Consider the following 12,524-nt stretch of genomic DNA (forward strand, 5'->3'; position numbering starts at 1 on the left):
AAAGGGTTCACGAGAGTTACAGCTGTGGGAGACCCGAGGTCACGCGCGGGCGAGCCGTTCCAACCGTTCGTGCAGGTGGTCCACGTAGTCCTCGGACTCGGGCTTCATCAGGACGCTGCGCAGGATCCGGGCCCCGTCGGCGTCCCGGACGATCTCCGGGTGCCGGGCCGCCATGGCCTCCGCGCCGACCCGGAGCGTGCTCACGAAGACCGGATCCTCGGCGTCCGCCATGCCCTCCTGGAGGATCCGGGCGCTTTCCGCGTCGATCCGGCTCAGCGCGGCGGGCTCGGTCACCGGGAAGTAGCCGACGATGTCCAGCTCCGGCCGCTGGTACAGCTCCAGGTGCGCGGACTTCTCGATCAGGTCGGCCCAGCGCAGCGCCGCGCGCCGTCCGGCGGCCAGGGCCGCGCCCAGCCCGTCCCGGGTGGGCGGGAGGAGCTGGAAGGTGAGCCACAGGGCGGCCGCGGCGGCGCCCGCCCGGGAGCACTCCAGGCTGATCTCCCCGAGGTGCAGCTCCTCCGAGGTGAAGTAGGTGTACGGCGAGTCGTGGAGGTAGAAGCGGCCCACCGACGGGTCGCGGAACAGCACCGCGCCGCAGCCGTACGGCTGGAGCCCGTGCTTGTGCGGGTCCACCACCACCGAGTCGCACTGGGCGATCGCCCGCCATGGGGCCTCGGGCAGGCCCTCCGGCCCGTCCGCGCCGGCCAGCAGGGTGAAGAAGCCGCCGTAGGCGGCGTCCACGTGGATCCGTACGCCGTGCCGCTCGCGCAGGGCGAGCGCCTCGTGGACGGGATCGACCGCTCCGAGCCCCGTCGTGCCCGTGGTGAGAACCACGGTGCCGACCCGCCCCTCGCGTAGCAGCTCCTCCAGGGCGTCGAGGTCCATCGCGCCCCGCGCGTCCACCGGGACCGGGTGCCCCTCGACGCCGAGGACGCCGCACATGCGGCTGTGCGTGTAGTGGGCCTCGGCGCTGTAGGCGACGCCCCGGCCGGGGTGCAGCTCCCTGGCCACGAAGAGCGCCTCCAGGTTGGCGATGGTGCCGCTGGTGGTGAGGTGCCCCAGATGGGTGTCGAACCCGAACATCGTCGCCAACTGGGCGACCACCTCGCGCTCCATGGCGGCGGTGGCCGGGCCGCCGTCCAGCGCGTGGTTGTTGGGGTTGATCAGCATGGCGGCCAGGTGGCCCACGACCGCGGCCGGGTGCGGCGGCTTGAGCATCTGCCCGGCGTACCGGGGGTGGAAGAACGGGTAGTTGTCCCGCAGCCGCTCGCTGAACAACGCGAACGCCGCGCCGAAGCGCTCGTCGTCGACCAGCAGCGAGGGATGCGGCGTGACCTGCCCGAAGGCGCGGGACCAGGTCTCGTTGGCGGTCACGGCCTGATCGAGCCAGTGTCGCAGGTCCATGGAGCGCTCCTGACGTGTCGGGTCCGGCCATGCCGCCGCGGCGGACCGTCCAGGTTCCTTGTAACGGTCGGTACGGCTTCGTCCAAGCATGGTGGTATTCGGACGGACGACCAAGGAGAGACACCGGTGCGCCTGAAACAGAAGGGATTGGCGGACATCGCCGACGATCCCGAGGCCTTCGAAGTCTTCTACCGGCGCCATTTCGAAGCCGTGACCCGGTTCCTCGCGAGGCGGGTGGGGGACCCGCACACGGTGGCCGACCTCACGGCCGAAGTGTTCCTCGCGGTGCTCGACTCCGCGCACACCTACCGCCCGGGAAAGGGCAGCGAGATCGCCTGGCTGTACGGCGTGACGCGCAACACCCTGCTGGCCGAGCGGCGCCGCTCGGCCAGGGAACTGCGCGCGAACAGCCGGATCGCGGGGCGCCGGCTGCTCCAAGGCGACGACATCGCGCGCCTGGAGGAGCGGATCGACGCGGAGTCGCCGGCCCGGCGCGCCATGGACGCCATGGCCGGGCTGCCGGAGAACGAGCGGGCCCTCATGGAGCTGGTGGCCGTGGACGGCCTCAGCCCGGCGGAGGCGGCGGCCGCCCTCGGCATCCGCCAGGGAACGGCCCGTGTCCGGCTCCACCGCGCGCGCCGCGCGCTCCAGAAGATCCCCGGCGTCGTGCCGCCACTCGTCATGGAAGGACAGCGATGAACGACACGTTCGAAGACCGCCTGCTCGCGGAACTCAAGGCCGAGATGGCCGTGCGGCGGCAGGCACGGTTCGTCCCCGCCGCGCGCCGGACGACCGGCCGCCGGTTCTTCGCCGCCGCCGGAGTCCTCGGGGTCGCCGCGGCCACGGCGGTCGCCGTGCCGATGGTGATCGGCTCCGGCACCCCCGCGTACGCGCTGACGCAGCACCCCGACGGCACGATCAACCTAAAGATCCACGAACTCCGGGACCCGGACCAGGTCGAGAAGGACCTGGCCAAGATGGGCGTCACCGCCGATATCACCTACCTGCCCCTGGGCAAGCAGTGCGGCAACACCCGGGTCACGCCGGTGAAGGGCGACGATCCCTCGTTCACACCGGAGGAACTCGCGAGCAAGGACCCGGTGGTTGAGGCAAGCGTCCGGAAGAAGATGGAGGGCACGCCCTCCTACAAGGCCATCCAGCCGAAGGACGGCATCACGATCCATCCGGAGTACATCAAGCCCGGACAGGTCGCGGTGATCGAGGTGGCGGAGAACCAGGTGAAGCCGACCGGCAAGCCCGGGGTCGAATGGCAGATGAGAGGCCAGCTGTCGGACGGTCCCGCCAAGCCGTGCCAGGTGGCCGACCAGCCCGACGCGTTCGAGGTCGGCGACGCCACCCCTCCGCCCGGGAGCTGACCGTAAGACGCGGCGCCGCCCGGCCCGCGTGAGCCCTGTGCGACACGGGGTGGGTGGGCCGCATGGCGACCGGTGTCCGAATGGCAGACTTCCGCCATGGGTGTCCCACAGGTGTCGTACGACGACGTCGTCGCCGCACGCAAGGTTCTCGACGGGGTGATCGTGCAGACCCCGGTCGTACAGTCCCGGGTGCTGTCCGAGATGCTCGGCGGCCCGGTCCGTCTCAAGTGCGAGAACCTCCAGCGCGCCGGATCCTTCAAGGTGCGCGGCGCGTACGTCAGGATCGCGCGGCTCACCGACGAGGAGCGGGCCAGGGGGGTGGTCGCCGCCAGCGCGGGAAACCACGCCCAGGGGGTCGCGTTCGCCTCCGGGCTGCTGGGGGCGAAGTCGGTCGTCTACATGCCCGAGGGCGCTCCGCTGCCCAAGATCGAGGCCACCCGGGCGTACGGCGCGGACGTCGTCTTCGCGGGGCAGACGGTGGACGTGGCGCTCCAGGCCGCCAAGGAAGACGCGGAACGGTCGGGGGCGGTGTTCATCCACCCCTTCGACCACCCCGACGTGGTGGCCGGGCAGGGCACGATCGGCCTGGAGATCCTGGAGCAGTACCCCGAGGTCGGCACGATCGTGCTGCCGATCGGCGGCGGCGGCCTCGCGGCGGGCGTGGCGCTCGCGGTGAAGTCGCTGCGCCCGGGCATCAGGATCGTCGGCGTCCAGGCGGAGCGGGCGGCGGCCTACCCCGAGTCGCTCGCCGCCGGCCATCCGGTGATGGTGGAGCCCATGTCCACGATGGCCGACGGCATCGCGGTCGGCCGTCCGGGGGAGCTGCCGTTCGAGCTGATCCACTACCTGGTGGACAGCGTTGTGACGGTCACGGAGGAGTCCCTGTCCCGGGCGCTGCTGCTCTGCCTCGAACGCTCGAAGCTGGTCGTGGAGCCCGCGGGGGTCGCCGGGGTGGCCGCCCTGCTCGACCACCCGCACGCGTTCGAGCCGCCGGTGGTGGCGGTGCTGTCCGGCGGCAACATCGACCCGCTGCTGCTGGCCAAGGTCTTACGGCACGGCCTCGCGGCGGCGGGCCGCTATCTCGCGTTCCGGATCCGGCTGACCGACCGGCCCGGCGCCCTGGCGGCGCTGCTGACCCGGCTCGCCGACCTCGGCGCGAACGTGCTCGACGTGGTGCACGAGCGGGTCGCGCCGCGCCTGCACCTGGACGAGGCCGAGGTCCTGCTCCAGTTGGAGACCCGGGGGCCCGCGCACTGCGACGAGGTTCTCGCCGCGCTGCGCCGCGACGGCTACAAACTCACCTTCGGCTAGCCGAACCGTGGCTGGGCCGGTGAACGTTTGCGAACAGCGCACCGGGCACGAAGACTCCCGGGCAGGTGATGGCGCCCGGGAGGTCTCCGCCGATCAGCCCTTGTTCGTGACCATCTTGGCGGTGAAGTCCTTCAGGAACTCCAGCGCGGCGAGGCCGCCGGAGCTGTTGTTCCACAGGTCGTTGCGCACGGTCAGGACGCGGTTGTTCTTGACGGCGTCCAGTGACCGCCAGGTGGGCGATGACTTGGCCTGCGCGAGCGCGGTGTCCGCCTCGGGATTCAGCGCGCTGATGAAGACGTGGTCCACGTCGATCTCGTCCAGGCGCTCCATGCTCAGGGTCGCGCCGTGGCCGCCCTTCTCCACATCCACGATCTTCGGGAACCCGTAGCCCAGCTCGCCGAGGAGCTGCGCGGACTGCAGGCCGCGATACATCGGGGTCGGGCCGTCGGTGCCCCAGCGGATGAGCACCACCTTGCGCCCGGCGACGTCGCCGAGCGATGACTTGACCGTGGCCAGCTCGGCCTCCAGGTCGGAGACGAGCTTGGTCGCCACCTCGGGCCGGCCGAACGCCGTGCCGGCCTCGGTGACCACGTCGCGCCAGGGCCGGAACTGCGCCGCGGGATCGCCGATCACGACGGTCGGGGCGATGCGGCTCAGCTCCTTGTACGCCGCCTCGTCCACGCCGGTCGCGCTGCCCACGATCATGTCGGGGCCCGTCTTCGCCAGGGCCTCGTAGTTGACCTCCCGTACGTTGCCGACGACGGGCACGTCCTTCACCTTGTCGGCGAGGTAGGGGTTGGGCGTCTCCAGGCCGCGCGTCGTCGTGACGCCGACGGGCGTGATGCCCGCCGCGATCGCGAAGTCGAGCGCCTCGTCGCCGAGCACGGCCACGCGCTTGGGCGCGGCCGGGACCTGGCTGGTGCCGTACGCGTGGGCGGCCTGGCGGGTGTCGCCCGCGCCGGCGGCGCCGGACGTCTCGCCGCCACCGCACGCGGTGAGCGACAGCGTCGCCAGCGCGCCCGTCGCGAGCGCCGTCCGCATTCTGGTGGCCTTCCACATTTTCATCAGAAACCTCCGAGGAGACCTCCGCCTTCAGGCGGAGGAGGAATCGAGCTCCATGCGGAGCAGGGCAAAGGTGGACGATTCGCTGTAATTCGAACATGCGTGCGGTTGCTGGCTGATCTTGTGGCAGGGTGTGCGGCATGGCGCAGACCGTGAAGCGGGCCTACAAGTACCGCTTCTCCCCGACCCCCGGGCAGGCCGCCGAGCTTGCCCGGACATTCGGGTGTGTGCGCCTGGTCTACAACAAAGCTCTTCAGGAGCGGGCCCGCGCCTACGAGCTGGACGGCCACCGCGTCTCCTACGAGCAATCCTCGGCTGCGTTGACGGTGTGGAAGCGGACGCAGGAACTCGGCTTCCTCAGCGAGGTGTCGTCGGTGCCGTTGCAGCAGGCCCTGCGCCACCTTCAGGCCGGGTTCGCGAACTTCTTCGCCAAGCGCGCCAAGTATCCGGCGTTCAAGTCCCGCAAGAAGTCCCGCGCGTCGGCGGAGTACACCCGCTCGGGTTTCCGCTGGCGGGATGGCCGGCTGTGGCTGGCGAAGATGGACGACCCGCTCGACATTGTGTGGTCGCGCCCCCTGCCGGAGGGCTCGGAGCCGTCCACCGTGACCGTGTCGAAAGACGCGGCCGGGCGGTGGTTCGTGTCCATCCTGGTCCAGGAGAAGATCCGCCCGCTCGACCCGGCCGGCAGCGCGGTGGGGGTGGACGCGGGGATCACCGCCCTGGTCACCCTCTCGACCGGGGAGAAGGTGACCAACCCCCGGCACGAGCGGACCGATCGACGCAGACTGGCCAAGGCGCAGCGGGCGCTGGCCCGCAAGGCCAAGGGCAGCGCGAACCGGGCCAAGGCCCGAATCACGGTCGCCCGCGTGTACGCCCGGATCGCCGACCGCCGCCGGGACCACTTGCACAAGCTGTCGACTCGGCTCGTCCGTGAGAACCAAACGGTCGTGATCGAGGACCTGACCGTCCGCACCATGGTCAAGAACCACAGCCTGGCCCGCGCCATCTCTGACGCGTCGTGGCGCGAGCTGCGGTCGATGCTGGAGTACAAAACCCAGTGGTACGGGCGGGAACTGGTGGTCGTGGACCGGTGGTTCCCCTCCTCCAAGCTGTGCTCGGCCTGCGGGGCGTTGCAGGAGGCGATGCCGCTGAACGTCCGCACCTGGGAGTGCGCCTGTGGCGCGGTCCATGACCGGGACGTGAACGCGGCGAAGAACATCTTGGCCGCCGGGCTGGCGGACAAGTAAAACGCCTGTGGAGCTGGTGTAAGACCTCAACGGAGACCTCCGAGCGGGCAACTGGCGGTGAAGCAGGAAGCCTGACCGGCGACGGTGGGAATCCCCCTCGTTTACGAGGGGGGAGGACGTCAACAGGTCGTCTCCTCAGCTCGTCGGTTGGGCGGCGCGGCGTACGGCCGGCGGCACGGAGGCGGGGATGACCAGCGGCGCGCCCGAGTGCGGGTCGGCCACCACGTGCGCCTCGACGCCGAAGACGGCGCGCAGCGTCTCGGCGGTGATCACCTCGTCGGGCGTCCCGTCGGCGGCGATCCGGCCCCGTTCCATGGCGATCACCCGGTCGGCGTACCGTGCGGCCTGGTTGAGGTCGTGCAGGACGAGCACGATCGTCCGCCCGGCCGAGACGTTGAGCTCGACGAGGAGGTCGAGCACCTCGGCCTGGTGGCCGATGTCGAGGTACGTCGTCGGCTCGTCGAGCAGCACCGTGTCGGTCCGCTGCGCGAGGGCCATCGCGATCCACGCCTTCTGCCGCTGGCCGCCGGACAGCTCGTCGATCGGCCGCCCGGCGAACGCCGTCATGTTGGTACGCTCCAGCGCCTCGCGGACGGCGGCCTCGTCGGCCTCCGACCACTGCCTGAGCCACTTCTGGTGCGGGTAGCGGCCCCGCGCGACCAGGTCGGCGACGGTGAGCCCCTCGGGCGCCGACGGCCCCTGCGGCAGCACGCTGAGCCGCCGGGCGATCTCCCGGGTCGAGAGCGTCGCGGTGTCCCGGCCGTCCAGGACGACGGTGCCCTCGCTGGGCAGCAGCCGGGACAGCGCCCAGAGCAGGGTCGACTTGCCGCAGCCGTTGGCGCCGATGATCGCGGTGATCCGGCCCCTCATCAGGGCGAGGTCCAGCCCGTCGATCACCTCGTGGCCCCGGTAGCCCACCACCAGGCCGCGCGCGCCGAGCGCTTCCTCATCCATCGGTACTCCTTGAGCCGCGCTTCATCAGCAGGTAGACGAGCCAGGGGCCGCCGGCCAGGGCGGTGACGATCCCGACGGGGATCTCCGCGTCGCCGGCGAGCTGCCGTCCGGCGAAGTCGGCGGCCACCGCGAGCAGCGCGCCGAAGATCGCGGACGTGACCAGGCCGCCGTCGGGCCTGCCGATCAGCCGCCGGGCGATCTGGGGTGCGACGAGTGCGATGAACGCGACCGGCCCGGCGACCGCGACGGACGCGGCCGCGGCCAGCACGCCGGTCCCGACGAGCAGGAGCCGGGAACGTTCCAGGGGCAGTCCGAGCGCGCGGGCGACGCCGTCGCCGAGCGAGAGGGTGCGCAGCCGGGCGGCGAGCCCGGTCGCGAGCGGCAGCGTCACGGCGAGTCCGGCCGCGAGCACCGCGACCTGCTCCCAGCCGAGGCCGTTGAAGCCGCCCAGGGTCCAGTTGTGCGCCCGCTCGGCGGTGTGCACCTCGGCGAGCATGAGGACGTACGACGTGCCGCCGGTGACGCACGCGTTGACCCCGATGCCGACCAGGATCAGCCGCATCCCGTTGATCCCGCGCCGGTACGCCAGGACGTAGACGGCGGCGGTGACCACGGCGGCCCCGGCGAACGCGCCCCCGGTCAGCGCCGCCGTACCGGTGAGGCCGAGGGTCATCAGGATGACGGTGACGAGCGCGGCGCCGGTCTCGACGCCGAGGACGTCGGGGCTGGCCAGCACGTTCCTGGCGAGCGTCTGGAAGACGGCGCCGGAGAGCCCGAGCAGCGCGCCCGCCAGCGCCCCGCCGACCGCGCGGGGCAGGCGGAACCGCTGCACGATGTACGACTGGCCGCCCGAGCCGCCGAAGATCGCGTCCACGACCTGGTCGAACCGCAGCGGATAGTCGCCGAAGCAGATCGACGCGACGGCCAGCGCCAGCAGGACGGCCAGCGCGGCGGAGGCGACCAGTAGGGCGCGCGGGGCCAGCCGGGCGGAGAACCCGGGCCCGCGTACGGCGCGGCCCAGGGCCCGATCGAGAGCGCGGTCAAGGGCGCGGCCGAGGGCCGGGTCCGCGGCGGGGCCCATCGCGCCGCGGTCGAGGGACGCCGTCACAGCTCGCGCACCGTCCTTCTGCGGACGAACCAGATGAACACCGGAGCGCCCACCGCGGCGGTGATGGCGCCCACCTGAACCTCCGAGGGGATCGCGACGACCCGGCCCACGATGTCCGCCCCGAGCAGCACGAGCGGCCCGAGCAGCGCGGAGTACGGCAGGACCCGGCGGTGGTCGGGGCCGGCCAGCGCCCGGGCGACGTGCGGCACGGTCAGCCCGACGAACCCGATCGGCCCGACGGCGGCGACGGCCGTGCCGGAGAGCAGGACGACGGCGAGCGCGGCGGCGCCCCGGACCAGGCGCACCCGCTGCCCGAGGGAGCGGGCGACGTCGGCGCCCATGGACAGGGCGTTGAGGCCGCGGATGACGCCGAACGCGAGCAGCGCTCCGCCCGCGAGGAACGGCGCCGCGGCGAGCAGCAGGTCCGCCTTCGCCCCGGCGAGCGAGCCGACGCTCCAGAAGCGGAACTCGTCGAAGGCCGTCGAGTCGGCGTAGAGCACCAGCGAGGTGGCCGAGCCGATGAAAGCGCTGATCGCGGCGCCAGCGAGGGCCAGCTTGACCGGCGTGGCGCCGTCCCGGCCGCGTGAGCCGACCAGCCAGACGGCGGCGCTGACGAGAGCGGCCCCGGCGAACGCGAACCCGACGTGGGCCCGGAAGTCCAGCAGCCCGAAGACGTAGATCGCCACGACGACGCCGAAGGCGGCGCCCGCGTGGACGCCGAGGATGCCCGGGTCGGCGATCGGGTTGCGCGTCAGGCCCTGCATGACCGCCCCGGACAGCCCGAGCGCGGCGCCGATGACGAGGCCGGCGACGGTCCGGGGGATCCGCAGCTCCCAGATCACGTTGTCGTAGAACCCGCCTCCCGGCGAGAAGAGCGCGCTCAGCACGCTGTCCGGCGGGATGAACCGGCTGCCCACGCCGATCGACAGCATCGCCACGACGCCGACGGCGATCGCGAGGGCCACGAGCCCCGACACCGCCGTCGTCGCAGACCCTCGGGAGGGCATCCCAAAATCACCCCATAGCCCGGCAACAAGGACAGGAACAAAGGTAAGGCTAACCTAATTTCCTGTCGAGTGATCCGGGCGGGGTCCCCCTATGTGCTCATGAACGGTCCGGCGGTCAGCCCAGCGTGGGGCGGGTCGGCTGGTAGAGCCACGCGTCGAACAGCGGCCCCAGCTTCTTGCCGGAGGTCTGCTCGGCCATGGCGATGAACTGGCCCGTCGTGGCGTTTCCGTACTTGTACGTCGCCGTCCACTTCTTGAGCAGGGTGAAGAACGCGGTGTCGCCGATCTTCTGGCGCAGGGCGTGCAGCGCCAGCGCCCCCCGCGTGTAGACCGCGTCGTTGAACAGGTCCTCGGACCGCGCCTTGCCCGGCGGGTAGGTCCACATCGCGTTGGTCTTGTCGGCGTACGCGTTGCGGAACATCTGCTCGGCGGTCGCCCCGCCCGTGTGCTCGGACCACAGCCACTCGGCGTACGTGGCGAAGCCCTCGTTCAGCCACAGGTCCTGCCAGCGCTTGACGCTCACGCTGTCGCCGAACCACTGGTGCGCCAGCTCGTGCGCGATGATGCCGGCGTCGGGCGTGAAGCCGCCGTAGAGGGGCTTGGTCTGGTTCTCGAGGGCGTACCCGGCGTTGAAGTCGTCGATCACTCCGCCGGTCGAGGAGAACGGGTACGGCCCGAAGACGGTCGCCCAGTAGTCGGTGATCTCGGCGGTCTTCGTGTACAGGGTGTCGAGCGCGTCGCGGTACTTCGGGTCGGTCGCCGCGTAGACCGGGATGCCGCCGGGAGAGGTGCCGGTGCGCACGTCGAACTTCCCGGTGGTCATGGTCGCGAGGTAGCTCGCCATGGGGTGCTTCTCACGCCAGACGAACGTCGTCTTCCCGCCGCTCGTCTTGGGCGGGGCCGTCTGCTCGCCGTTGGCGATCGCGGTCACGCCCTGCGGAACGGTGATCTCGAAGTCGTATGTGGCCTTGTTGGACGGGTGATCGTTCGACGGGAACCACGTCTTGGCCCCGTCGGGCTCGGAGGTCACGAACGACCCGTCCGGCGTCGGGATGAACCCGTACGTGCCCAGGTTGGAGGAGTTGCGCACCGGGTCGGGCACCCCGGAGTAGTGGACCGTGACCGTGAAGGGCGCGTTCTTGACGATCATCTTCGGCGCGGTGACGACCAGCTCGTCGCCCTCGCGGGCGAACCTGGCCTCAGAGCCGCCCACGGTCACCTGGCTCACCGTGAATCCGTGCAGGTCCAGGTCGAACCGCGACAGGTTCTGCACGGCCGTGGCCTGGATCTGGGCGCTCCCCGCGAGCAGCTTGGACGCCGGATCGTAGGACAGCTTCAGCGTGTAGTGCCCGACGTCGTACCCCCCGTTGCCGTCGAGCGGGAACGCCGGGTCGCCGATGCCGGGAGCGCCGTCCGTGCCGGAACGCTCCAGAGGGGCGCTGGGCGAGGCCGCGGCCCCGCTACCGGAGGCACTGCCGCCATTGGTGGGGGCCGTCACGGCTCCCTCGGAGGGCGCGCACCCGATCATCGAGATCAGGGCGAGCGTGGCGAACGTGGTGGTCAGTCGGCGTGCGGCCATCATCGAGCCAGCGTATGCGAGGGAGCGGGCACCCTGCGTGACCTGGTGCCCGGCAACGGTGCGGCCGGTCGTCAGGCGTCCACGACGAGGGTGCGCGCGGTCTTGTCGTGCAGCGCCTGCTTCCTGCCGTCGAACACGATCCAGCCGAGGTCGAGGATCCAGAGGCAGCACAGCCAGGCCAGCACGACTTCGGTGAGCTGCCGGACGGCGGCCTGTCCCACGCCGATGCGCTCGCCGTTCTCGCGCACGACGCGCATCCCGAAGATCTTCTTGCCCGGGGTCTGGCCCTTCCAGTACGCGTGGAAGAGCCAGTAATAGAGGAAGCCGACGATGCTCGCCAGATAGGTGTGGGTGACGTCGACGAGGGTCACCGTGCCGGTCTGCGGGTGTTTGACGATGTGCCACGACGTCCACACGACCGGCGAGGAGATGATCGCCACGACGATGATGTCGAAGATGCCGGCGAACAGACGGCGCCAGCGTCCGGCGAGCGAGGGAGCCGCGGGCCCCAGGGGCGGCGGCTCCCACGGAGTCCGCGGCTCGGGTCGCGGTTCGCCTTCAGGCGGAAACGGTGGTTCCATGCCCTTTTGGTCACCTGGCTCCGCCCGCCCGAAAGCCCCAGCGGGGCAAAATCGCTAAAGGTTTCCGCGCAGCGCCTGCTCGCGCTCGATCGCCTCGAAGAGCGCCCTGAAGTTGCCCTTGCCGAAACCGAGCGAACCGTGCCGTTCGATCAGCTCGAAGAACACCGTGGGCCGGTCCTGCACCGGCTTGGTGAAGATCTGCAGCAGATAGCGATATCGTCACGCTCCGCCACTCTCCGTCACGATGGCCAAAGTGTGCAATGCATGACAAAATCGGTAGACAATCTGCCCAGTCATCACCCGCGGATCTGGGAGCACGTTGTGACGATCGATCAGCTCGATGTACGGCTCATCTCCATGCTCGCCGCCGAGCCGCGCATCGGGGTCCTCGAGTGCTCCCGGCGGCTCAACGTGGCCCGCGGCACCGTCCAGGCCCGGCTCGACCGCATGGTGGCGCGCGGCGTGATCACCGGATACGGCCCCGACATCGATCCCGCCGCCCTCGGGTACGGCGTGACGGCCTTCGTGACGCTGCAGATCAGGCAGGTCAGCGGGCACAGCCCGGTCGCCGACCGGCTCGCCCTCGTGCCCGAGGTGCTGGAGGTCCACACCATCACCGGCGGCGGCGACATGCTGTGCCGCGTGGTAGCCCGCAGCAACGCCGACCTCCAGCGCGTCATCGACCTCATCGTCGACGTGGACGGCGTCGTGCGCACGTCGTCGGTGATCGCGCTGGACTCGCCCGTTCCGTACCGGGTCCTGCCGCTCGTCGCCGCCGCCAACCGGGGTGAGAACCGAGGCTGAGCACGGAGCCGAGCACGGGGCCCATGACCGGGGATCGGCCCGGGGATGAGGGCTGTGGACCAGAACGCGCGACATCGTTATGGATCATTTA

The 12,524-nt window shown here is 71.1% G+C and carries 12 protein-coding genes and 1 pseudogene; 5 read left to right on the plus strand and 8 right to left on the minus strand.

Features of this window, described 5'->3' with window-relative positions; genetic code table 11:
- Positions 1 to 39: 39 nt before the first annotated feature.
- On the minus strand, positions 40 to 1,404 hold the full coding sequence (locus AWQ71_RS20070; RefSeq protein WP_067135377.1) for a pyridoxal phosphate-dependent decarboxylase family protein: 1,365 nt from the start codon (positions 1,402 to 1,404) through the stop codon (positions 40 to 42).
- 126 nt (positions 1,405 to 1,530) lie between these two features.
- On the opposite strand from AWQ71_RS20070, the gene AWQ71_RS20075 reads away from it, so the two are divergent.
- The 3 genes from AWQ71_RS20075 (at position 1,531) to ilvA (ending at position 4,091) form a co-directional block, all read left to right on the plus strand.
- Entirely contained in the window at positions 1,531 to 2,103 is a 573-nt protein-coding gene (locus tag AWQ71_RS20075; RefSeq protein WP_067135379.1) for an RNA polymerase sigma factor, read from the plus strand.
- Entirely contained in the window at positions 2,100 to 2,780 is a 681-nt protein-coding gene (locus AWQ71_RS20080) for a hypothetical protein (RefSeq protein WP_067135381.1), read from the plus strand. Before AWQ71_RS20075 ends, AWQ71_RS20080 begins: the two co-directional genes overlap by 4 nt.
- 96 nt (positions 2,781 to 2,876) lie before the next feature.
- Positions 2,877 to 4,091 (plus strand): threonine ammonia-lyase, encoded by a 1,215-nt coding sequence (gene ilvA / locus AWQ71_RS20085; RefSeq protein ID WP_067135383.1) that lies wholly within the window; start codon positions 2,877 to 2,879, stop codon positions 4,089 to 4,091.
- A gap of 93 nt (positions 4,092 to 4,184) precedes the next feature.
- Here the strand turns inward: ilvA and AWQ71_RS20090 are convergent, their stop codons facing one another.
- A complete protein-coding gene (locus AWQ71_RS20090; protein ID WP_084259078.1) occupies positions 4,185 to 5,156 on the minus strand; it encodes an ABC transporter substrate-binding protein in 972 nt (323 codons plus the stop codon).
- Positions 5,157 to 5,293: 137 nt separating this feature from the next.
- On the opposite strand from AWQ71_RS20090, the pseudogene AWQ71_RS20095 reads away from it, so the two are divergent.
- Positions 5,294 to 6,475: pseudogene (locus tag AWQ71_RS20095) on the plus strand (RNA-guided endonuclease InsQ/TnpB family protein).
- 60 nt (positions 6,476 to 6,535) lie between these two features.
- On the opposite strand, the gene AWQ71_RS20100 reads toward AWQ71_RS20095, so the two are convergent.
- From AWQ71_RS20100 to AWQ71_RS41750, 6 genes are all read right to left on the minus strand, one after another.
- The gene (locus AWQ71_RS20100; protein WP_067135388.1) at positions 6,536 to 7,354 is read right to left on the minus strand and encodes an ABC transporter ATP-binding protein; all 819 of its coding nucleotides are present in this window, start codon (positions 7,352 to 7,354) and stop codon (positions 6,536 to 6,538) included.
- Positions 7,347 to 8,462, minus strand: coding sequence for a FecCD family ABC transporter permease (locus tag AWQ71_RS20105; protein WP_084259079.1), 1,116 nt, complete (start codon positions 8,460 to 8,462; stop codon positions 7,347 to 7,349). Before AWQ71_RS20105 ends, AWQ71_RS20100 begins: the two co-directional genes overlap by 8 nt.
- Positions 8,459 to 9,469: a FecCD family ABC transporter permease gene (locus AWQ71_RS20110; protein ID WP_067135391.1), complete on the minus strand. Its 1,011-nt coding sequence runs from the start codon at positions 9,467 to 9,469 to the stop codon at positions 8,459 to 8,461. The genes AWQ71_RS20105 and AWQ71_RS20110 overlap by 4 nt, the downstream gene beginning before the upstream one ends.
- A 115-nt stretch (positions 9,470 to 9,584) precedes the next feature.
- Entirely contained in the window at positions 9,585 to 11,051 is a 1,467-nt protein-coding gene (locus tag AWQ71_RS20115) for a M1 family metallopeptidase (protein WP_369407207.1), read from the minus strand.
- 68 nt (positions 11,052 to 11,119) lie between these two features.
- Positions 11,120 to 11,629, minus strand: a complete 510-nt coding sequence (locus AWQ71_RS20120) for an RDD family protein (RefSeq protein ID WP_067135393.1) — start codon at positions 11,627 to 11,629, stop codon at positions 11,120 to 11,122.
- A gap of 54 nt (positions 11,630 to 11,683) precedes the next feature.
- Entirely contained in the window at positions 11,684 to 11,812 is a 129-nt protein-coding gene (locus AWQ71_RS41750; protein ID WP_439650371.1) for a hypothetical protein, read from the minus strand.
- A 138-nt stretch (positions 11,813 to 11,950) separates the two neighbouring features.
- On the opposite strand from AWQ71_RS41750, the gene AWQ71_RS20125 reads away from it, so the two are divergent.
- Entirely contained in the window at positions 11,951 to 12,433 is a 483-nt protein-coding gene (locus tag AWQ71_RS20125; protein ID WP_245658378.1) for an Lrp/AsnC family transcriptional regulator, read from the plus strand.
- Positions 12,434 to 12,524: the final 91 nt, after the last annotated feature.

The organism is Microtetraspora malaysiensis, assembly GCF_001528665.1.
Taxonomy (GTDB): Bacteria; Actinomycetota; Actinomycetes; order Streptosporangiales; family Streptosporangiaceae; genus Microtetraspora_A; species Microtetraspora_A malaysiensis.